Annotated in this window: 17 protein-coding genes and 3 pseudogenes; 2 read left to right on the forward strand and 18 right to left on the reverse strand. The window is 51.2% G+C overall.

The genetic code is table 11. The features are described from left to right. Nucleotides 1-557 precede the first annotated feature (557 nt). The gene (locus INT33_RS17325) at nucleotides 558-2447 is read left to right on the forward strand and encodes a tyrosine-type recombinase/integrase (protein ID WP_193092555.1); all 1890 of its coding nucleotides are present in this window, start codon (nucleotides 558-560) and stop codon (nucleotides 2445-2447) included. Here the strand turns inward: INT33_RS17325 and INT33_RS21670 are convergent. From INT33_RS21670 to INT33_RS17410, 18 genes and pseudogenes are all read right to left on the reverse strand, one after another. Further along, nucleotides 2444-2861 (reverse strand): annotated as a pseudogene (locus tag INT33_RS21670) (IS481 family transposase); the annotation flags it as partial. The gene INT33_RS17325 and the pseudogene INT33_RS21670 overlap by 4 nt on opposite strands. A gap of 89 nt (nucleotides 2862-2950) precedes the next feature. Further along, nucleotides 2951-3075: pseudogene (locus tag INT33_RS21590) on the reverse strand (IS630-like element ISHsp2 family transposase); the annotation flags it as partial. Between the two features lie 458 nt (nucleotides 3076-3533). Further along, nucleotides 3534-3815 carry an HAD family hydrolase gene (locus INT33_RS17335; RefSeq protein ID WP_193092576.1) on the reverse strand — a complete coding sequence of 94 codons (282 nt, stop codon included), beginning with the start codon at nucleotides 3813-3815 and terminating at the stop codon, nucleotides 3534-3536. Between the two features lie 207 nt (nucleotides 3816-4022). Then, nucleotides 4023-4211, reverse strand: a complete 189-nt coding sequence (locus tag INT33_RS21595) for a DUF4417 domain-containing protein (RefSeq protein WP_407648103.1) — start codon at nucleotides 4209-4211, stop codon at nucleotides 4023-4025. Continuing rightward, nucleotides 4186-4287 (reverse strand): annotated as a pseudogene (locus INT33_RS21600) (DUF4417 domain-containing protein); the annotation flags it as partial. The pseudogene INT33_RS21600 and the gene INT33_RS21595, both read right to left, overlap by 26 nt. Nucleotides 4288-4700: 413 nt before the next feature. Further along, a complete protein-coding gene (locus tag INT33_RS17350) occupies nucleotides 4701-5099 on the reverse strand; it encodes a hypothetical protein (protein ID WP_193092559.1) in 399 nt (132 codons plus the stop codon). Nucleotides 5100-5180: 81 nt separating this feature from the next. Continuing rightward, the gene (locus INT33_RS17355) at nucleotides 5181-5867 is read right to left on the reverse strand and encodes a hypothetical protein (RefSeq protein ID WP_193092560.1); all 687 of its coding nucleotides are present in this window, start codon (nucleotides 5865-5867) and stop codon (nucleotides 5181-5183) included. 20 nt (nucleotides 5868-5887) lie between these two features. Beyond that, complete coding sequence (locus INT33_RS17360; RefSeq protein WP_319643939.1) at nucleotides 5888-6940, reverse strand: endonuclease/exonuclease/phosphatase family protein; 1053 nt, start codon at nucleotides 6938-6940, stop codon at nucleotides 5888-5890. A 58-nt stretch (nucleotides 6941-6998) separates the two neighbouring features. Then, nucleotides 6999-7919, reverse strand: coding sequence for an HNH endonuclease (locus INT33_RS21470; RefSeq protein ID WP_193092561.1), 921 nt, complete (start codon nucleotides 7917-7919; stop codon nucleotides 6999-7001). Between the two features lie 46 nt (nucleotides 7920-7965). Further along, complete coding sequence (locus INT33_RS17370; protein ID WP_193092562.1) at nucleotides 7966-8967, reverse strand: restriction endonuclease; 1002 nt, start codon at nucleotides 8965-8967, stop codon at nucleotides 7966-7968. Between the two features lie 90 nt (nucleotides 8968-9057). Then, complete coding sequence (locus INT33_RS17375; protein WP_319643940.1) at nucleotides 9058-9429, reverse strand: YkvA family protein; 372 nt, start codon at nucleotides 9427-9429, stop codon at nucleotides 9058-9060. Between the two features lie 283 nt (nucleotides 9430-9712). Beyond that, nucleotides 9713-10078 carry a hypothetical protein gene (locus tag INT33_RS17380; RefSeq protein ID WP_193092563.1) on the reverse strand — a complete coding sequence of 122 codons (366 nt, stop codon included), beginning with the start codon at nucleotides 10076-10078 and terminating at the stop codon, nucleotides 9713-9715. Continuing rightward, nucleotides 10075-12906, reverse strand: coding sequence for a phospholipase D-like domain-containing anti-phage protein (locus INT33_RS17385; RefSeq protein WP_226940256.1), 2832 nt, complete (start codon nucleotides 12904-12906; stop codon nucleotides 10075-10077). The genes INT33_RS17380 and INT33_RS17385 overlap by 4 nt, the downstream gene beginning before the upstream one ends. Before the next feature lie 11 nt (nucleotides 12907-12917). Next, nucleotides 12918-15941 (reverse strand): anti-phage-associated DUF1156 domain-containing protein, encoded by a 3024-nt coding sequence (locus INT33_RS17390; RefSeq protein ID WP_193092564.1) that lies wholly within the window; start codon nucleotides 15939-15941, stop codon nucleotides 12918-12920. A 6-nt stretch (nucleotides 15942-15947) separates the two neighbouring features. Further along, on the reverse strand, nucleotides 15948-16550 hold the full coding sequence (locus INT33_RS17395; RefSeq protein ID WP_193092565.1) for an anti-phage-associated DUF3780 domain-containing protein: 603 nt from the start codon (nucleotides 16548-16550) through the stop codon (nucleotides 15948-15950). Between the two features lie 38 nt (nucleotides 16551-16588). Next, nucleotides 16589-19693, reverse strand: a complete 3105-nt coding sequence (locus INT33_RS17400; protein WP_193092566.1) for an anti-phage-associated DUF499 domain-containing protein — start codon at nucleotides 19691-19693, stop codon at nucleotides 16589-16591. After that, the gene (locus tag INT33_RS17405; RefSeq protein WP_193092567.1) at nucleotides 19693-19884 is read right to left on the reverse strand and encodes a hypothetical protein; all 192 of its coding nucleotides are present in this window, start codon (nucleotides 19882-19884) and stop codon (nucleotides 19693-19695) included. Before INT33_RS17405 ends, INT33_RS17400 begins: the two co-directional genes overlap by 1 nt. Before the next feature lie 413 nt (nucleotides 19885-20297). After that, a complete protein-coding gene (locus INT33_RS17410; RefSeq protein ID WP_193092568.1) occupies nucleotides 20298-21260 on the reverse strand; it encodes an ADP-ribosylglycohydrolase family protein in 963 nt (320 codons plus the stop codon). A gap of 106 nt (nucleotides 21261-21366) precedes the next feature. Between INT33_RS17410 and INT33_RS17415 the strand changes: the two genes are divergently transcribed. Further along, nucleotides 21367-22272, forward strand: a complete 906-nt coding sequence (locus tag INT33_RS17415) for a metallophosphoesterase (protein WP_193092569.1) — start codon at nucleotides 21367-21369, stop codon at nucleotides 22270-22272. Nucleotides 22273-22279 lie beyond the last annotated feature (7 nt).

Consider the following 22279-nt stretch of genomic DNA (forward strand, 5'->3'; position numbering starts at 1 on the left):
CGACGCTGAACGAAGACGATCTCAGTGCACTGTTGCCCTGGCACTGGAAAGAAACCTTACCTACCTGAGAAATGCTTAGCTAGATGTGGTTAGTGGCGCGCTTACACGGTCTTCGGCAATACGCCTGACTTCTGGCTCAACCTGCAGCAGAAAAACAACCTTTGGAAGGCTTATCACAGCAAGAAGAGTCAAGAGCGAATCAGAAAGGCGCATCCCATCAAGATGGTAGAAAACCGCGACCCGGCATTTGCCTGATAACCTACAACCTTGCATTAGCGGGGTTATTCAGTTGGTAGGTTTCGGGTGTAACGTGGGGAGACTAGAATGAGTGCTTTGGCGTCCCTGGCAGGAGTCGAACCTGCGACCTGCCGCTTAGGAGCGGGTTTTTAGTTTGTTTCATACTTTACAAAGCTTTCCCTTAGCTATTCATTAATTTCATAAAAATCAATAATTTAAGCATAAAAATCTTCTTATGGTGTCTTATACCTTCCATCGCTATACTGCCACAACTGTGGGGGCGCCTGTGGGGGCGAAAAATCTTCATTTAGGGAGACACTATGCTAAGCACTGAAAAACAAGTTATTGCCTTCAAACCCGCTGACGGCAAGGAAAAAATAAGGGAAGGCGTTACCAATCGTGGCGTGGGTGGACTGGCGTTAGAGGCACGTAATGACCGAGTAGCCAAGGCATGGATTTATCGCTACCGCATTAATGGAAAGCAATTTGAACTGCAACTAGGCACTTACCCCGGCATGACATTAGCCGAGGCGCGCCAAGCGCATCGAGAAGCTGTAAAGGTTGTAGAAAAAGGCTTAGATCCAAGAAAACAGCGTGCTTCTGAAAAGGCCTGCAACCTGACCTCCTGGACAATGCAGTATGCTTTCGAGCGATGGATAGAAGCCTACGAACAAACACCTGGGCGGAATAAACAGCCGCCTACTACTAAAACGGTATCCCAACAGCGCGGTCGCTGGCGACGCCATCTAGCCCCGCGGCTCGCTGATTTTTACGTGCGTGATGTTACTCGACGTTTGATTATCGAAGTGTTAGAACAGGCGTCCCAAAAGGCCAAGGTTGAAGCCCGACATAGCCTCAACTTATTACGCCAACTTCTACGCTATTGCCAAAAGCGTGAACAAATCGACGTGAATCCTACTGATGGTTTAACGCCATCGGACATTGCTGCGTCTGCGTCTGCCCCGCGTCAACGTTTCCTATCTCTGCCTGAATTACGCCAACTGTGGCAGGCGATAGACGACACCCGCGCCGATAATGAAGGCAAGGCTACAACTGCGGTGCTGAGCATTCCCGTAGCCAACGCGCTAAAGCTGCTGATCCTGACCGGTTGCCGCCGTAGCGAAGTGGCATTTATGCGCTGGGATGAAATCAAAAAAACAGAATGGACAATACCAGCTGAACGCGCTAAATCGCGTCGCGAACATAAGGTTCATCTTAGCCCGTTGTCACTTGAACTGCTGGCAGAACAGCGCCAGCTGGCAGCTGATGAATTCGTTTTTACGTCGACTCAAAGCACCGGTAAGCCAATTCATCCGGATAGCCTCAGCACCACCATCGCGCGTCTGCAAGGCCGTGCAAGAAAAGAGCACGATGACAGAGCGCCTCTATATCACCTTGAGCACTTCACCACTCACGATCTAAGACGTACTTTTTCCACTCAAGTCACTGAAGTACTGATGGCTGAACCATTGCTGGTGGAAATGATGCTTGCCCATGCTCCACCCAAGTTAATGGGAACCTATAACCGTGCTCCTCGCTGGCAGTCTCAAGTAGACGTTTGGCAGCGCTGGAGTGAAGTTATCGCTACACAGGTGCCACAAGATTTTCACTCAAAAACAACTGGCATGGCCAATTATATTGATACAGACAGCGAATTCGGCACCGATAGCAACATGAAAGATAGAATGAAACAAAGCGCTAACAAAAACCACCAAAATAGTGCGTTACCTACTATTGTTACATTCCTAGACATTGAGGCCTCTGGCCTTAAGCAGCCGTACAGTTACCCTATCGAAATCGGCTGGGTTGACACTCTCGGTAATAGCGATGCTTTTCTGATACGCCCCCACCCCGAATGGTCATACTGGGATGAGAGTGCAGAATCTCTGCATGGCATAACACGTCAGCAGCTAATGACGGAAGGCATATCAATACAGGAAGCAGTAAAACGTCTAGAAGAGAAGCTAGATGTTGAAACGGTGTTTTGCGACGCATTGTCTTACGACACTTTTTGGCTCAGACGGCTTTTTCAAGCCGTAAAAAAGGAGCCTTCGTTTCAGCTAGCTGATATCTATCAACTCTATGATGGGATGGATACTAAACAGATTATAAAAATGACAAACCTGCTGAATAAAACGTCAGTGCCACATCGCGCGCAAGCAGATGCAAAGAGGTATGCTGAAGCATACTGTGCGACTATTAACGACTAATTGTCGGGTACCGTGTGATTGACCACCCGTTTGGTAAATAACTCAGGCTGCTTGGCCTGCCATTCCTTCATCTCTGTGATCGGCGATTGATGATACAGGGCTTTCTGCGAGATATAGTGATTGTACAGCTAGCAGAAATCGCTAGAGCCTCTGCTCCAAGCCTTCACCTGAGGTATAGCGCCGGGTCGCCAGCACGTAGGTGATATGACCGTTGAGGCGCTCTACCATGCCATTCGTTTGCGTCCCTCCCGGCTTGAGGTGGCACTCGATGCCGTGGGCCAGGGACTACTGATCGAAGTGATGGCACCCGCTGGGCTTGCACTGATTTGCCCGCGTGAAGCGATCAGTCAACGACTTGCCTTTGTCTGTCAACACCACCAGGATCTTATAGGGCACCTTATTCTTCACTGCTTTACAAACGTCAAAGTATCTTTAGCCAACTAACTAGCCCGAACTATAGGTAGACTCAGCGTGTCGCGGCAACGTAAAAGTAGCACTTCTGCTCCTTGATGGCTCAGTAGGATGGCATGTGCAGGCGGCGCAAAGCACGCTTCTCGCTGTAGTGATAGGCGGAAGACCGCATCTGCTGTTCAGAATCAGTCAGAGGAGCAACGAAACGCCTCAACATGGCCCCATCCGTGAGGGGAATCTAACGCCAACATTACGCGAAAACTTAAGATTAAGCACTTAATAGCCTTTTTTGCCGAGCATATCTGCCGATGGTTACCTTTAAACTTCTTCTGATGCCAAACTTAAAAATCGAGATCTGCGTCAGCATAGGGCTTTTGCTATGCAAAAAATGTCATTTGGCCTCTACCAACGTCCTTAAGGTAGCGACACCAAGCTCCCAAGCAGAAAACGCCTCCTGACGTTTCTAGCACCACTCAAAAAACGTCTTTTATTTAAAATTGCGGCGTGCGTATCGCAAACAACGCCTATAGGCGTTGTTTGCTACATCAAACCTGCCCACATGAACGTTTATCAGTATGTAAGCGTTTTATGAGCGAGCCCTGACACGCCTCTAGGCGTTTTATTACTAATGCACACGATCAACAGGCTATAGCAAAGTGGACTCTCAGCAGTTTCTCACCCCTCATTAACTATATGGATATGCTCTTTGATCTCGGCTACAGCACTAGGCAGTTCACTAGCATGGTGAATGACGATGGCGCCATCCAGTGCTTCTTCCCTCTCAGGAAAGCGATTGAAATGAATCACTCGCATGCCCGCTTTCAAACCAGCAGCGACGCCAACGGCAGCATCATCGATCACTATGCAATGTTCAGGTGCTTGGCCCATAGCCTTAGCAGCCTTTAAGTAGAGACCTGGATCAGGCTTCCACACACCCAGCGTGTAGGTGCAAGGGATTAATGTATATCTTTGCTCATCAGCAGTTTTTGGTCGCCCGCCTTAGCTAGCTGCGAGACCTATCTGAGCAACTTCGCTGCTTTTCGCCTTCGGCGTCAGATTGCGTAGCCGGTGACAATCCGGCGCAATCTCTATTGACTTCGCAGCGATCTCTACCGGGCTCTCACCAAGCGTGGACTCAGCCGCTCGCACATAGCCTCTATACCTTCACGGTAGCGCTCTACCACATGCGTTCGGCACGCCAATGCTCACGATCTGCCCAGGCGGGTTGCCATCAAAGCAGTACGCTAAGCTCGCCTCGTCACACCAGTTCACAGCAGGGATCACGCGCAACCCTTGGCTCTGCCACCAACCCGCAACGGCCCAGCCAGCGGCTCCGGTAGGTGTTCCACTGATTCACCACGGCAGGCCACTGCGGGTACAAGCTGAAATCTGGCGTGAACGCAGCCCAATAACGACGCAGGTGATTCACGGCCGCATTGTGCTTGTTTCAGAACGTCTCGAAACGGTAATCTTCCAGGTAGAAATGACAAACGTCACGCAGCTCGAAACTGCGTTTACTGCGGTACGGCAGCAGCCGGAACGCGGGTGGCAAATCGGTGAAGTCTTGCGGGAGAATATCAGGAATGCCCAGCGGCGATGCGCTGGAAAAATATCTTACGAGTACCGGTGGTATCCCAGCCTCCAGGCTTGCACGCCCAATCCAGCGACTGGGCAAAGGAGCGCGGCATAAGCGCTACTCTTTCGGCTTGGCGTCGTGTTCGCGTCCGCCGCTGCAGGTAAAGGACATGGCTGTGCTCCCCTGTATAGGAATGATCAAGTTAGTCTACTCTAATGCGATTCTGCTAATTCTTACTTGAAACCAAGCAAAAACTCCCGTTTGAGCTACCTTTTTTTGCCACCACCAGGACTTCCGCCCTGATAAACAGTGATGTTGCTGTAACGACCCAGCCAGCTACGTTGTTTTTTAGCCTTTTCGTTTTCTATTTTCTGATGCCGGATACAAAGCTTCTGCCCAGGTTTTGGCTGCGATAGGAGAACTCCACACCTCTGGCAGTCCTTGTAGGTTTTTTTGTCTATGTCTCGCTGTTGTCCAGAAGGTATTTTCTTGAGCCGCTGAGTATTATTTTTTTTAGCTTTCTCACGGCTGCCAACGCTATTTTGAGCTTTTCCTAATTTTTCCTCTAATTGCCTGATCTTTTCATTTTGTTCATCCACTTGGTCTTTAAGTGCAGCATTTTCGTTTGCCAACCTTTCAATTTGATATTGCTCTTCCGATAGCATAATAGGGTCCTCACTTATGCTTAAAGCCCTACGCAAAAGCGTTAATGAGGGCCATCTAATTTTCAAGTACTAGTCGCTTTATCAAAAGTCTTCTATTGGCGCCTGCGTAGCCTTGTCAAACACCCGATCCCGCTGTCGGCCCGGCAGATAGAATGCCGCTTCCACTAACGGCCCCCACTCATCCTCGTAAACATACACATCAGCGGCACGTACATCCTCCGGCAGATCCAGCAGCAGGTCTTGAACGCTGGTTGCGCTCTGCATACTTGCCAAACCATCCTGTTCAATCATAACCATACCGAAATAGCCCTGTCGAAGCTGGTCAGACTCAAACTCGGTTAGGGCAATACTCAGGCTGCGCTCATCGTTAAACGTGCCTTGCTGGACATGTTCGACCATATCAAAAGTATTGTTAGGCCCTTCTGCGAACGCCAAAGCAAAACTTCGCACCAGTGCTCCGACTACAGTGGCGTACAGGTCATCACTGTAGTCAGCCAGGATATTCGTTCTTACCAGCGTGTTGTCATCTGCAAACAGCAGTTGGCCGTGAAATTGGTACTGCAGGAACGCTATGTTGTCATGACACAGCGCCAAGACGCCAAGATCCCCGGAGCAGTCGTAATAGCCCTGACTACGCGGGAACTCATCTATATGCTGGCCATAATGCCAGTCCTGAAAAAGCCGCGTTCCGTCATCAGCAACAGCGACAGGTGGAGTGATAAATGCGGCACCTGCGATAGCCGCTGCGGTCAACCAAAGTTGCTTCATCACCTTGCTCCTTTTTTATCCTATGAGCACACTAGCCCGCTCTCTTCAATATCTTGCACACTGGCCGTACCCAAGCCACTGACTCGGGTTAAGGCTTCGACATTCCCCCACGGCCGCATGTCGATTATCTGCTCTGCCCTTGCTGGCCCCACATTGGGTAATTCGGCCAGCTGATCAGCAGTGGCTTCGTTCAGATCGATGCAGTAAATCGCATCGTTAGTAGCTTCGTAAGCGCTGCCATCAAATGCTTCAAGCTCTAGCTCTGCGTCGCCGAGAGCGACCCATACAGGCGCGTGATCGGAAACCGAGCCTCGTACTGTGACGTGATCACTTGGTAGTAAATCCGGAAATTGGAGAATGCCACTGGCAGTGATAGTTGCCTGGTCGCTGTGCCAAATGTTGTCGTAAAGATTCGCCCATACGCCGTTTGTGGTACCAAGTGTCGTAGCGCCTTCAGTGATCGCCGGTGCCGCACCTAGTTCACGCAGCAGAGACCAGCCATCGTGAGAAGGGCGTAGGTTGAAATCACCTGCCAGTAAGCGAGGGGTGTCTGGATACACTTCCTCAAGCCACTGCCAGTAGCTCGCCAGAGCCTGAATCTCAGGCAGTCGGTCGCCGATGCTGCTGCCGTAAGTGATATGGACGTTTGCAAGGGCAAACGCTTGGCCGGAGCGGTCGCTGCGAAATTGTGCAGAAAACGGCTCGCGAGCAAACACGTCGCGGTCATCAATATAGACGACCGCACTGGTGTCATAAGAAACGGCGGAGTCACGCCAGAGAAAACCATAGTGCTCTCTGTAGGTGGAGCGGCCAAGCGCGTGGCTAGCCATGCTCGACCAGCTTTCACCGCTAACGGCTTCTACCTCGGCTTCAAGCTGCTCTAAGGCGGTTTCGTTCATCAGCTCTTGGATCGCCAAAATGTCAAAGTGACTGGTGATATGAGCTACCTTGTCATAGCGTTTGTTGTTGTCCCAGCCAAGGTTTTGGATATTCCAGCTACCAATAATGATGTCTGCGAACGCTGCTGAAGGAAGCAGCATGGCTACGGTGAGGACACAGAATAAAAATCTCACAAGCTATCCCTAAATTTATAAATTCTTGGCTCATCACTTGGTTTGATGAACAGTAGAGCTATGACGCTTGGAAGCAGTGCTGCATGTGCCAATCCAGCTTTTCACGATCTGGTTTCAGTTCAGCCTCATTTGGAAGTACGGTCAGCTCTTTACCATCCAGTCGATAGTAGGCTTTGCCGTTAAAATACAGCTCGTGGATTTTAGGGCTAATACGAACTTTGTAGTCAGGGTCTATACCTACTAACCCCGTATCAAAGAGGCGATGAAAATCGGCTCGGAGCAATAGACCGTTCCGCACGTCGTGCTTTTTTTCTTGAGCAAATGGCTTAATGTGCGCTGCCTCTAGTGTCACTAAGGTATTTTCACCAGTCATCGCACAACGTCGTCGGTAGGCATCTGTCACCATTACACGAAAAGAAGACTGGCCGATACGTGGTTGGTATGCCCTTTCTTCTCCATAGCCACCAAGAATTTCAGCATACCCCTGAGGGCTACCCTCTTTGGCTTGGGCCTCCATAACTTCACGAAAGTGCCGCCAAATGAAAGCGCCGCTAAATTCACCTGTATCGTAGTGCTTACCGCGCACGATATTAGGTGACCACTCTGGCGGCTTCTCCAGCCATTGGTTTTGAGGAAAGAAAAAGGGATTGGCGAGTACGGTGCATCCAACATCCCTAGACAGGTCATGTCCTCTTAACGACCCAACCATCTTGCTGAACTCAGCTAGTGAACTGGCTCCGTTCTTCTCACCAAACACCTCCCATGCTAGGTGCAGAGGAAGGACTGATGTTGTGACATAAAAGCCTCCACCAGCGATATGGTTATAAGGCCTCTTCAATTTGAAAAGAAAAGGCATCCCGGCTGGGGGCTGCTTAAATAATGGCGTTGCACTTGGCTGCCAAAAATTAACTTCATCAAGCTCTTTATCCTGAAGGTTAGAAAACCATCGATTGTCAGTGACTCCAACCCAAAACTTCACAGGATCATCTCCATAGGTACCAACACAACATGAGTTAGTGATGCAGCTAATCAGCTGGCCAATACACATGCATCAACGGAAGCAAGGCACGACCTTCAGTATCAAAACTTGGATAATTCTCAACCGCTAGGTTGGCCAAGTCGTCAAGGTCTACCAGTGTAATCGGGTTAGGCGCTCTCTCGGCTTCATACCTGGCTTCACGGGTAAAGCCACCCGTACTTACAAAGATACCGTTCTGACCGCTTCTGACCACGGTGATAAAGCTGCGAAGCACCGTTGAACCCATGCTTCCACTACGGTGCTTGATCTCAACTTTAATATGCGGCTTTGTAAGTCCTAGTCCATCAGGTGATGCTTCCACATCTACACCTCTATCAGGGCCACGAGGGGATATCTTGGTGCGATATCCCATCGCTCGCAGGATAGCTGCAACAAAGTGCTCCATATCTTCAGGAGTAAGCTGCAAGATCCGGTCTTTGATTAACTCATGGCTTTGGGCACGGATATGTTCACTAAGCTGAACAAGGTCTGCTTCTACCTCTTCTGGTTCCTGAGAAAGTGCAGGTTGCTTGCCTTCCAAGGCAGCATGCATTTCATTGATAATCGCGTCTGATAAGCTAAATAGGGCAAGGGTAGAACCAAGCGAGTTACGTGTGGATTGGGTCAGAACATCACGAGACACCTTCCCTTCCCACTTCACCCAACGGACATGGGCATAGTCTTCTACCTGATTATCGCTGCTTAGGAACTCATACTGCCCTTGGTCTATCCCTACCAAGTACTCTCTTAGCTCTGGACTGTAGGTGACGACTATGTCACCTGGTTTGATTGCATCAAAGAACTTACGAATCATGGCCACAGCATTTGCTGTTCTACCTGGCTTAGCATTCCCGTGATGTTCAATGTAGGCGTGACGTAACTCTTGATTCGAGTGGTATTGACTTAGGTGGCCAAGAGCATTCCACCCAACCGCGACACAGTTGCGTGACTCAAACAAATCAAATAGCCGGCCACCTTCGCCCGCACGGATCATCCACCCTTGAGGCATACATCTACCTAGTATTTTCATTAAATTAAAAAAATGGCATGAAAGCCATAAAGGGCCTCATGCCAAGGCTTGAGCATACCAATCGATAAGTTACCCAAACCAACGTTTGAGAGTTAGCTGTGCCTGCTCGTAGTGCTCATCTTTTATATGCGCTGCTACTATTGCTAGAGCCCCGGCAAGAACGCCCACGTCATCTGTATAGCCAATCATAGGGGTGATGTCCGGGATACCATCAATTGGGGAAATGAAGTACCCCAGCGCACCATAAATTGTGGTTTTTGCCCACATAGGGGTGTCACTATCTTTGGCTGCGTAATACATCTTCAAGGCTGGAGAAAGTGCCTTTTCTCCCGCATTCTTGGCGTATTTTGTTGTCTTTTTCCAGAAGCCATCATCAGAGTAACTATCTGAATGTGCATTAATTTTCTCATCCAAAGATGCTGGTGCTTCTTCTTTGCTCACGCTGCCCCCTCAAGAAAATATCTGCTGTTACTTCATTTAGATGCACTGCGAAGCTACCCTTGCTGACGATGACGGCGGCCTCACACTTTTTTATAGGCTCAATCACCCTAGGTAATCATCTATTATACTTAGGGATCTGTCACCCCTAACTAAAGAATTGGGCAAGACTCGGAAGTCATCTGCTCGCTTCAGAATGAGGGATAAGGCTATGAATGCTACGGGGCATAACCACTACTTTGAACAGTGGAAGGAGTACCATTTATCAGCTGTCTCCCCTTTGAAGTCATAGCATCCCTGTAGAGTTACTATTTGCTGGACAAGCCTGCTGCAAAAAATCAAAGACGTTGTTGCCTAAGTAATGCTTCGCTAGCTCAAAGGGCTGATTAGTCGATTCAAAGATACATACTAAACCTGCTAATTTACCAATTTCGACTGGAAGGTCTTCTTGAATAGCTAGCGCATGGGCCTGCTCACCTCTCATGAGATCGTATTGCTTGTTTGGTGCGGACATTTCAAACATACAACCCGTTTCCGCATTTTTTTTGGCCAGCGAGTAAGCTACGTTGCTAAAGCACTCTATACCTATTGCAATATCACTAGAGAGCACATTCAATTCAGAAAATTTAGCTTGCTTGCCCCATGTTTTCATAGCAAGCCTGCTTGACCGATAGACGCTGCATCCGATGACTTACCGTTCCAGCTTTGCGTCATAAGCAACTGGAAGTCTCGACGAGACAACACTTTGGCACATTCACCCCAGGTGTCTTGGTCAGGTGACAGAGTGGCGTTGTAACGTATATCAAAGCCCGTCTCCTGCTTCTGTGCTTCGATATACTTATCCATCTCCTCCCCCATATCTTCGATATTCTCGATCCATTCGTCCTTGATCGTATCCGGTAACGCGCCGAACAGGTCAAACCGGTCGCGCATACGTTCCGATAGACGCTCATAGACACGTTCATCGACGGTGCCATGGTTCACCAGGTTCAGCATGTCAACGCGATCCCGTGTTTGACCAAAACGTTTGATCCGCCCGATGCGCTGTTCCAGCTTGGTGGGGTTCCAGGGTAAGTCGACGTTGATCAGCGTGCCCAAGGTCTGGAGGTTCAGGCCTTCACAGGCCGCGTCCGTGGCAATCATGAGCTTAATCTTACGTTCTGCCACCATCAGCTTGAGGCTTTCCCGTTCGGCCGCCACGCTATTGCCTTCAAGGAACAAACGACTTTTCCCCGCGCCGGCGTACAGGCCAATGGCTTCGTCTGGGTAGCGCTTTGCCAATGATTGGGCCACCCAAGCGGCCGTATCGTAATACTGGCTAAATACAATGCACCCAAGCGCCAGCCAGCCTTCCTTGTCCAGATAGAACTGAATGGCGTTGAGTTTAGGATCTTCACGAACGTCACTCAGCCGTGAAATCAGCGTTTCCAGCGCTTCAATCTCGGCATCGGTTGCATCGTTGATTTGCGCCAGCCGTTCTTGATCGTCGTCCTCTTCCTCGATGGCATCGCCTTCCAACAGCTTGCGCGCCGTGCTCATGCCGGCATGAACGCTACTGCAAATCCGCTGTTCCATGAGGTTTTTCATGAAACCGCTGCCTCGCCCTTTAGCCGCCAGGGCTTTGCCAAAGAGCTGGGCCGCTTCGTAGGCGGCACGGTAGTCATCGTCAACCCGTAGGCCAATGCCATCAAACAGTCCTCTGAAGCCGTGTTCGTCACCAACACGGTCAATATCGGGGTGAATGTCCACCGCAATACGCGGAAGCAGCCCTGCCTCTTCCAGCGTTGAGCGTTTGCGTAGCACGATATGGCGTACAAAAGGGTTTTCGCGCTGGAAAAAACTGGCACCGTTCACTTCTTCATCCAGGGCATCTTGCAGCACGTCATGGATGTCTTCATCCAACGACACCAGCGGCGGATCGCAATAGAAGGTGTCGCGGCCCAGGGAAAGCTCACTGCGTATCAAGCTATAGAGCTGGCGAGCCTTGGCTTCATTCGTGGCGTCAACGGGAGGCAGCGGCGTCTTGATAAGCGTCCACGCTTGTTCTGCCCGTTCAATACGGTCGACACCCGACAAAAGATCAACCACGTCGCTGGGGTGATGCCAGCGTGACAGCCCTTCTCCTAGCACAAAACGCCCCTTGCCCTGGTGAAGAATACGCATGGCATCCCATAGGTCTTCACGCCGTGTCTGGATGGGGGTTGCCGTCCCCAAAATGACGTGCTTTGACTGCCCCGCGATTTTTTTCATGAACGCGAGCAGCTTATTGTCTTTGTCGGGCCTCGATCCTGGTGTGACCATCGTGCGGGCTTTATGGGCTTCATCCAGCACGACGAGACCGTAATCGCCCCGACGATCCAAGAGACGTTGCTTTTCGTCCGAGTCGCGTACCATCAGGCCGGTGGAGATAATACCGATGCGTAAGGGGCAGTCGGTGATGTGGTGCGTCCCCGTCCCTGAGATCAGCATACCGTTCGCATTCACCCAGCCTTTCTGCAAGGTGTTCCACCGCGCGGTTGGAATCCCAAGCTTATCAATTAACTCCGTTTGCCACTGCTCGCAGAGTGTTGCGGGTGCGAAAACAACGGTGGGCCGTGCCTTGCCTTCCTTCTCTTCCAGCAGGGAGAGTGTGAGCGCTGCCACCGCCATGGAGAGTGTTTTACCCAACCCGACTTCATCCGCCAGGAGAAGCCGTACCACGCCATAGGCGCGATAGTGCTTCAGGGTTTCCGTGACAAAGCCTTGCTGCCAGGGTTGCAAGGTGAACCCCTCTCGGTACATAGGAGATTCGACCAATGCAGCGGGGGCCACTTCTTCGGGAACCTCAATGTCCGGCAGCGCCACTTCACGGCGCTTGGTGCGACGCCGAATTTCGGTGGTGACGGCATCCGGCAGCATCGCTGAGTTCTTCCAGAGATAGTCAAACTCAGCTTCTATCCAGGCCACCCCTTCAGGTGTCTCATCGGCCCACAAGATTTCATAGTGGTGACGCCAACCCGACGAGGTTTCATTCATGGAGCCAATGAACCCGATCTTGCGCCCATCGGCGAGATCAATAATGCCGGCTTTGCCATGAACAAAGCCGCAGTTATTGGAAGGGGCCACTTTGATGGTGTGACCTCGCGTCAGAAAATCAGAGAGCTGTTGGTAGCGTTTCCGATTCAGTAGCGCATCGGTTTCAAGATCGGTGTGCTCATTCCACTTGCCCATGAGTTTTGCCTGGGCCACCTTGGCCACCCGCAAATCTTCTGGCTGGACATCCGCATTGCAGACAATTTCCACGCGAGGGATATTAAGAATTGCCTCCCCTGCCACCTCGAACATGGAAGACGTGAAATACCCGGCAATACGCCGATACCGCTTGGCCCCTTTGAGGTATTGCGTCAAAAATGATTCGTCAAGCGGCTGTGTCCGAGACGATAAGCGCGTGATACCTGAGGACGGCGAACCCGCCCCCATCGACATAGGATAGAGAGACAAGCCCAACCCTCCTATGCCATCTGTTCATTAGAAATGCGGTCACCTAATACGTCCGCCCAATCGCGGACGTCCTCATGGGTCGCTTTGACCGCGAGGAATTTGGCCATATCAATCAGCTCGCCCCGCTTTTCAAAGTAATCAGGCAGTTCGTCAGCAAGTTGCTGGACTACCACTTTGATATCCACGTCAGCGAGCAATTGTTGGATGGCCACCATGAGTCGACCCAGGTGAGTAGCGCCCAGCTCAGTGCTATCCATCAAGTCACGCGATGACATTTCCTCAACCTGCTTGAGTCGCGCCTTATTTGCTGCTGAACTGGCCATAACACGGGCATAGTCTTCCACGCGGAAGGCTTTGGCGAAGTTCTGGTAGTTATCGAGTTTACTGGCACCAGTGGTTTCGATATCCAGCATCCGTAAGTAAAAGCGTTGGATGCCATTAATGGACTGCCAGGTATCGCGTTTTAGCCCATCGGGTACGAGCAATCCGTTGGCGGTTTCAGACGCCTGCTGCACGATCTCGTCCACCACGGTTTTCTCGCCTTTCTGCCGTGGACGCATCGCAAAGCTAGTAACATCTTCGCCACCTATCTCGGTGTATGCCGTCAAAACCTTCAATGCCGCCGCATAGCCCGCCATCTGCAGGTCAGCATCGTTAAACACCGGCTCACCTGAATGATCTTCCACCTGCTGATTCAGATGAAGCATCTCTTCAATCTGATTTTCGACTTCCTTGTGAACCGCCGGATAGATGCGGCGGGTAAAGCCCTTCCGGTCACCCTCAGGACGTTTGCGCAACATCAAGATGACCGTGCCCTGCACATAACCGCCTTTTTTTAATTCAGAAGTTTTCTCTGTAGCAATGTACCACGCACCCACAACTTGTAAGCCTGCCGCCCAAAAGATACCCACCATATCCGACCAAACGCCGGTGTCTTGATGGGTAAACATCACGCACTGCATCCCGTTATCAGGCATATGCTCGGCCATCGCTTTGTAGGCATCGACCATACCGCGCCTGAAATCATCGCCAGAACCTTTGATTGCTAGATTACGACGTGAATCCCAGTTCCATTGATCGAAGGGCGCAGGGGGTGAACTCCTAAGCCAACTGATGAAAAACTCTGTTAGTTCGTGGTAGACCACTGCGTCAGCATAAGGTGGATCTGTAATGTATAGGTCGGACACGAAGCCATCAGGAAGAACCGATGCTGAAGTATTCAACACCACCCCTGTGCCGTGCACAGGTACCATTTTTACTTTATCTATATAGCTTTCAAGCCCATGAAAAGAGTACGTGGCATAATTATATAGGGCATTTATTGCCTGATCGGAAAAGACCTGCTCTATCTTAGGACCTTGCGAAGGCTGAGGGTTAGCATTGTAGCGACATAGCTTAGAGAGCCTGTCCGCATCACGTGCCACGCGCAGACAATTTTCAGGTGTATTTAAAAATTTCTTCTTTAGCGCTTGTAACAGCAAACCCCGTGGATTGAATAGATGGTGCCAGTGAGTCCAACCTCGCGTGCGAATCGGTTCGTCAGTTTTCTTCCCCGGCTCGATGGTCATATCTGGGATCAGGCCATCCGTCTGCCACGCTTCAAGATTAGAATGCACATAGTCAGATACTTTCTTTTCTCTTCTCAAATCAGCATCTGTGGCCGATGCGAAATATGTATATGGCCTTGCGCCCTTGGACGAAGGAATCATCCACTGCACAGCATAGAGACGCTCTTGGAAAATATCATCACTTATGGGTTCGATGTCAGTTTTCTTCCACATCCGTAGATCGTTGCCACCACCTTTCCTATCCCCTCTTAGAGACTTTATCGGGATAGAATAGCTTGTGTTGTCAATGCTATATACCAATTTTCCGTTAGATACTGTTCCATTTTTGGAAGCAATCAGCTCTTGGTTGCTCTCAGCATATGCAACCTCAATATCGAATCGTTTACTCTTATGGTCGGGAACCAGTTTCGCATAAGCTCTGTATTTCCATGATATCAACCACGTTGATGACATGGGAACACGCCATCCGGTTTCGGGACAAACTGTCTCAAGGCAATATAAATATGCCTTAGCACGGTGCCCCTCATCATTAACCTCTATGCCTAGTCGCAATATCTCAGCTTCTACCTTCCTGTCAAGGCCCTTCTGCTCCCTCTCAATATCTTTTCTTTTTTCATCATTTGCACCAATGATGTTAAAGCCACCCCAATTTAACATGCAAGCAATCGGGTTTAAGTCTGCGCCTACAGTATCAGCGCCCATCCGAGCGGACTCAAAGGGTATCGACCCCCCTCCTGAGAAAGTGTCGGTAACTATCGGATTTCTTCCAAAACGTAGAATACCTAATTGTTTAATTAGCTCTGGGATGCTCTGGGCATTTACTCCATACTTCCTATAGGCAGAATTTACATCTGTCCAGCAGTGTGAAAGAAGAAAATCTTCATTAACCTTTTCAGGTCGCATGCAATGTGCAGCCCTTTCTTCGTAAGAGCCAAGCTTCTTAAGATACTTCTGTAAGATATAGGCTTTAGAATCTAGGCTCACGGATCTTTTCCAGCGAATCTTTATCCCAAGTCCGTTAGCATCTATAGGAAAGTCACACATTGAAACATCTTCATCGGCCATGTGACTCTTTGAAGCGTCAAAATCAAAATACGCCCAAGGGTTGTGAAGCGATACCGTGGTAGCGACATCAGAGGGCTTAATGCTATCCTTCTTAACGGCACGTTTAGCCATACCTTTGAGGTCAATACCAAGAAGTGATTCGTAGACAGCCAGGTCTTTTTCTGAGTCGCCCGTTTCGGGCAGTAGAGACCCCAGAAGGATCGATCGCACAAGAATTAGAGGCTTCCTGCCCCACCAATATGAACCTAAAGAGGGCAAAGTTTGACTAGAGCCAGCATCACGCTCCTTCTTCGCCTCAAACGACACCTTGGTGGCGGGAAACACCTTTTCGATTAGCGCAGGCGCATCTTTCAAGGCGAACGGTACCAGCTCAGCCGGTTTTAATTGCGTGGTCGCATCCATAGAAAATCACTCCTTGATAGAGGGTTGGCTGAAGAGGTCGAAGGATTGAGGGACCTTCGTTACTCCCCGCGGCTTGAATAGCTCATGTTGGGCCACATCACCCAGGGCGTGTCTTAGCGCGACGCGCCAGCCCTTGTCACCCTCGTTAGCAAGGCCGGTGCTCATGGCAGTCATGCTGAACAGCCACCAGCGCTCTTCAGGGCGAAACGCCATCCAGTTACGAACGGCGACAGGGATTTTGTCTTCTTCCATCTTTTCGACGGCCCAGGCCAAGACACATAGCTCTTTTCCAAGGAGCCGATCGACCGGGTTTTCCCCCACTTTCCACCGGCTGGTAGTCAGCTTGTTTTCTTTCAGACGGTTGTTGAAGATGCGCTGGACTTCCTGGCGTATGGCCGTCCAGCGTGGACGCTCCAGAACCACACGTACAATCTCATCGGTACTCTCGCCTTGCGCCTGTACGCCAAGATTTTCAACAATCTCCACTGAGCCTTTGTTGTTCTTGGGCACCCGCACGAAAAAGCAGTGGGGGTTGGTTTCCGTCATGGGGACCCCGAACCCTTCCGTGGGGCGTGGTTTTGTCTCACCGGCTTTAGATGACGGGCTCATGGCCTTTTCCTCGATAGTGCGTTGTGCCAATCCCATGCTTATGCCTCTCCCTGTACGATGCTTTCAGGTTTCAGCTCTACGCCGGAAAGCCGCGAAAACTCCTTGGCTTCAAAACCGTTAATGAAATCGGCACCTGATGCGATTCGGATGGTCACGTTGGCGTTATCATCGTCGACAATTTTCCTGATGGCATTCAGGGCAATCTCGATTTCGGACGCTGTGACAGCGCGTTCCTGGAAGCGTACGGATACCGTGTGCTCACCCTCTCCTACCTCGATACGCACACCACGAAAGCGTGTCGTGTCATCATTTTTGAAATGGTTAATAACCGCGTAGCTCTTCCCTGTTGCATCCAGTGTGGCTTTGGAGGTCAGCTTGGCAGGCTTTCGGTCGTCAATTTGTACCCGCTTGTCGCCCTTGGCCGGAATCGTGAACTGCTCACTGGCCTGGGCTTCACCGGATTCTGCATGCACAAGCAAAACCTGCTTGTCTGTCCCTACCTCAAACGGGCCTTGATAGGACGTGCCTTCTTTCGCATTGGAACCATCAAGCGTATAGGTCATATCGGCCTGGGGCGTACACTGCAACTCAACGGTGCGCTTATCCCCTTGCGCATGAATCTGATGGCGAATTTTCAGGGCAGCTTTCCAGCAGATAGGCTCTCCCGTTTCGTGCTTACCATCGCTGTCTACGACCAGGAAGTACAGCGTTGCCTTGTCGGTGATGAACTCATCCGGTGTTTCCACCAAGGGGGCTGATGGACTGACGTTGGGATGATCCGCATAATGCACCACGGGGTTAGATCCTGCGTTGCGCGGGGTAATGGTCAATTCTGTGGTGCCGTTTTCCACTGATGTTTTATTGACCGTGACACTGGCGGTGGTCTTTTCCTTGGGAAAGGGGCCTTTTTCAATGTAACCATCTTCGTTGTCGCGCCAGCGGCCCTGGCGTAGTGCTTCCTGTTTGAGGGTGTCGAGGCCATTGCTACCGGGCAACCAAGGTAGCGTTGGGTCCGTCTTCATTTTGCTGATGACATCCTGCCAACGAACACGGCGGCTATTGCTGGGCCACACGTACTCTTCCATTTCCGACCAAAAGGCTTCCAGATTATCCCGCATATCCAGCGCCAATTTCTCTTCACAACTGGCGCTACCCAACAGCGCTTCCAGCTGCTTTTCAGCCTCCTGAATGCTGAGATTGTTCTGGATGGTGGCTCGGCCTAGCTCCCCCGATCCATCAAAGCCCGCTGACGGAAAATACAGACGGTTGTACGCCGCTGAAATCGCCTGCTCAAGGCGCATCTGACTATCATTACGCCTCTCTTGAGCTTCCTGATACAGCGTGTCCCCTGGTTTTAACTGAGTACAGATTTGCTCAATGGCATAGGCTTCACGTTGACGTGCTTCCACGGCATTCGCCAGGTGGCTGTCCATCCCGGTTAGAAACGCAAGGCTGTTCTTTTCCTCCACGTATTCGAAGAACCATGTCAGCTTTTCAGGAGGGGTGCGCCCATCCGGTCTTACGACAATCAGCACCCGTCCACTGCCAAGCCTGATGTTGTCCAGCTCCGGCATGACCAGGACATGCTGGTACGCTTGTTTGTCCCGTGGCGTCAGAATAGAGGTGATACGCCGAATGAGCTCTTTATCAACACGGCTAGGGGGTACATCTTTGGCCATGCGCTCAATCTGGCGCGTCAGGTTTTCGGTTTCCTTGAAGTAATAACGTTCTTCTTCACGGTGGAGATACCAGGCCCTTTCCTGCAGCTTTGAAAGCGCTGTTTTATACTCACTGGGCTTGCGGTTCGGCGCGGCCAGAAATTCGATGACCTCACTTTCTGTCAGTCCGATGCGTCCGCCTGTGCGGGACAGGGAGGTTGCCAGTAACAGGGTGCTCACTTGCTGAGCACTGCGGGCATCAGGATCAATCTCGGCATCAATCTCTTCGGCAATCGCATTGCCGCTATCGGCAATATCACGCGCCAGCGCGGGGTTGAGCTGCGTTGCAATCCGGTTGAACTCCGACCGTACCGCCGGATCATTCAAGTCAAAATGCTGGGCACCGATCAGGTACACGTCATCCTGCTCGCGAATCATGACACTTTTGGCCAACCGAGCGGCAAACTGCATCAACCCTCGGGTCTGTCTAAAGCCTTCGTTGTCCTTAAACAACGCCACGATATGCTTGAAGGACGGATGGAAGGGGTAGGTCTCCTCGACTTCTTCCGCCACGTTGCCGATATAGGTCGCGTCGATATGCCCGCCATCTTTTGCCGCTTTGACGCGGCTTGCGTAAGCATTGGCCACTTCGCTGATGACATCTTCGTCTGGCATTTGACGGATGAGACGCTTACGGAGAATCTGGTAAATCTCGCTGCCTTCCAGTGATACCGGCGTAATGCTCTTGGCCTGGCGGCTTGCCTCATTTTGAAGATCGCCTATCGCTTCACGGATGGCCTCGGTCTGTTTCTCGTAGGAGCCCGATAAGTTAGCAATAATCACAGCGCAGCGGGGCAGTTTGAGTGCAGCGCTCATCAGACACCCCAGCGTGTAGGTCGTTAAGCTAGCCAGCGACCCATCGCCCACTTTTTGCGTGGCTGCCATGCTTAAATACGGGGGCAGCTCATCGAGCATGATTAACGTCGGTTCATCACCGATCAGTTTCATCCATGCGTCTTCATCGACTGCCCGAGGTCCATTAGCCCAGTAGTCACGAATCTCTGCCGCTTTACCAATCTGTGTCGCAATCTCCCCCCAGACATAGTGATCCGGGTTATTACGACCGTTAAAGGCGGCCACCTTCACGCTCGGTATATCAACCTGAGATTCCAGTGATTCTGGTAGATAGGTGCTGCGCAAGTGATCGTGCTTGGCCATCAGCCCTAACGCAATCATCAGGTGCGTTTTACCACCGCCCATCGCTTGACTTAACTCAAAGACGGCCTGATCTGACTTGCCCGACAAGCGCAAGAGCCCCTCGTTGAAGAGCTGCTCCATACCCTGTGTGACGTAATTACGCTTGAAGAATTCGGTGCCGTCACCAGCTCCTGTGATCAAATCAGAAAGGTGCTCAACCCCCTGAGACATTTGATAGTCCATTACTTGCGGGTCGAACTCGCACGCTTGCTTGACAGTCTTCAGCATCAGAACGCCTCCTTGCGGGTCGTCGTAGGGGATGGATTAGATGGCTTAGGCAACAGGCCATCCTCGATAGCCTTTTGCTTAAACCATTCACGCATGGTAAGCCCACCTCGCGCTTTAAGCGCAGCGTAGATGGCGGATTTTTCTTCCGGTGTAATGTCGATGACGACACGTCCGCTTGTGCTTGTGCGCATTGATCAAGCCCTCTTCGTTCATGGCCAGAATAGTTCACGATCGCCAAAGTGACGTGACGTAACGTGCGTGACTAAAGAGAGGTTAAGATTAAATGCGCAAAAACACAATTAGTTGAGGTGTATCTCGTCTGGGCCATACAGCGTGCCTGCCTGCTTGTTGTTATCATACTTAACCTTTTCATTGGCAGTGATACGGCATTGATCATTAAAGCAAGCGGCTTGGGAAAGTTTGATAAGCATTATGGTGGCATCCAACAAACTGTTGCTCAATAACTTGTTCGCCCCTGGTGCTTCTCCCAGTGCGTTCCAAGAATATTGTCGTCATGACTTTCATTTTTGAAAGTTAAAAATAGGATATCCCGCTGTGCTTGGAGGCCAATCTCTATTGTGGTCTTTACTAAGCGCGGCATAGTTCACTCTCCACGTTGTTTGAGGGCGTATAGCGCTCTTGCCAGTTGGTCTATTTTGTCTCGCCACGCTAACGTCGTTAACCACCGCTCCGGCAATGCCTTAACCCCCCAGGCGGCACCTGCCAGCTGGCCCGTTACTGCAGCAACGGTATCAGCGTCATCGCCTAAGTTGGCGGCCAGCACTAGTGCTTCTTCTAACGAAAGTGCCTGCCAACAGCACCATAGCGCGGCTTCAAGGGTATCGATGACATAGCCACTGGAAGACACCTCCTCGCGCGACAGTTCACAAAACAGCCCTGCCTGAAGCGCTAAGATACGATCTCCTTGGACAGGGGTGGTCGGCATCTGTGCGAGCACCTTGCGCAGAGGCTCGCCTTGCAACAACCGCCAAAGCACGGCACCCATTAATGCGGCAGCATCCAAACAGTCGGGGCTTGCATGCGTGGTAAGACTGCTTCGCACCGCTAACGACACTGCCTCTTGCTTACTGTTCGCCACCATAACGGCTGGCGCGAGGCGCATAATGCCGCCATTACCGCTTTGATACGCTTGGGTGCCGCCCGCATTGGCGTCTTGTGTGCGTTCAAAACGCTGCAAGGCATCCAAGGTCGTGCTACCAATATCAATGCAGCGGCCTTGGCAGGCCATGTAACCTTCTCGCCACCAGCGTACGTAGCGGCTTAACTGATCATGCGGATCAAACGACTGACGATTCAATAGACTTTCAGCCAAACACAGCGCCATGGCGGTATCGTCTGTCCACTCCCCAGGGGCAACATTAAAGACACCGCCTCCGCGCATCTCAGTGTGGTGAGGATGTTGATCCCGGATACAAAACTCCAGCGTGGTACCTAACGCATCTCCAGCTGCTAAGCCTGACAGCGCACCAAGATAACGGTATAACTCATCTATGTTGGGACTGACGGTAGGCAGTGGCTGTTGCGGGGGTCGGTTCTCGTTCGTCATAAGCGCCTCTACGTCAGATTTTTTTCATACCTTACCGCCTGCTTGCGACACCAAGCGTCGCACCCTAATAAGATACTGACAGCACTCAACATGGAGGAGAGGCTGCATGAGCAATACACCCCACTACGATATCATCGGCGATGTGCATGGCCAGTTAGCGACGCTAGAGACACTCCTGACCCGCTTGGGGTATCGCAAGGGGCCGCAGGGTTGGCAGCAACCGGGGCATGTGGCGGTATTTGTGGGTGATATTATTGATAAAGGGCCGTGGCCAGGCGCGGTACTTCGCTTAGTACGCCAAATGGTCGATGCGGGCCACGCGCTTATGGTCGTGGGGAATCACGAACTGAACTGGGTACGAGAGGCTTATCAGTATCAACACAGTCCGCCAGACTTTATCAAGGCTACGCGCCAGCACCCTGACCGCCAACGGCTGGTCGATGAATTTGCCACCGAGGAAGATGGCCTAGCGCGACTCCTCGATCACTTTCAGTGGCTACGCACACAGCCTCTCTTTCTAGAGCTGGAGCAGTGCCGCGTGGTACATGCTTGGTGGCATGAAGCCTCACTTCAGCATTTAAAAGCGATGGGCATTCGCTGCTTGGATGATGCTGCCATGGCTGCTTATGAAGACACTTACTCGACCACCTACTTTGCGATGGATCGAGTGATTGCCGGCTGCGAACACACGGTTCGTGCCCATGTGTCGGCATCGGGGTTTCGTACTATTAGGAAGCGCGTTTGGTGGTGGCCCAACGACGTGGCACTGATTCACCCTTGGGAGCTATTACCCACCCAGGCGCGTGAACATGGCTATCCCCATAACGCCCACCCTACTTTTTTTGGTCATTATGCGCTGACAGGCACCCCGCTGCGCTTGGGTCGTAACGTGGCTTGCCTTGATTACGCGGCGGCTTACGGAGGTGTGTTAGTAGCTTATACTCATTCACCGGGAATGCCGCTAGCGTTAAACAATTTTATGAGTGTGGATGTGATCCATCATCAAGACTGAGGCTTAA

Source organism: Halomonas colorata, assembly GCF_014897985.1.
Lineage (GTDB): Bacteria > Pseudomonadota > Gammaproteobacteria > Pseudomonadales > Halomonadaceae > Vreelandella > Vreelandella colorata.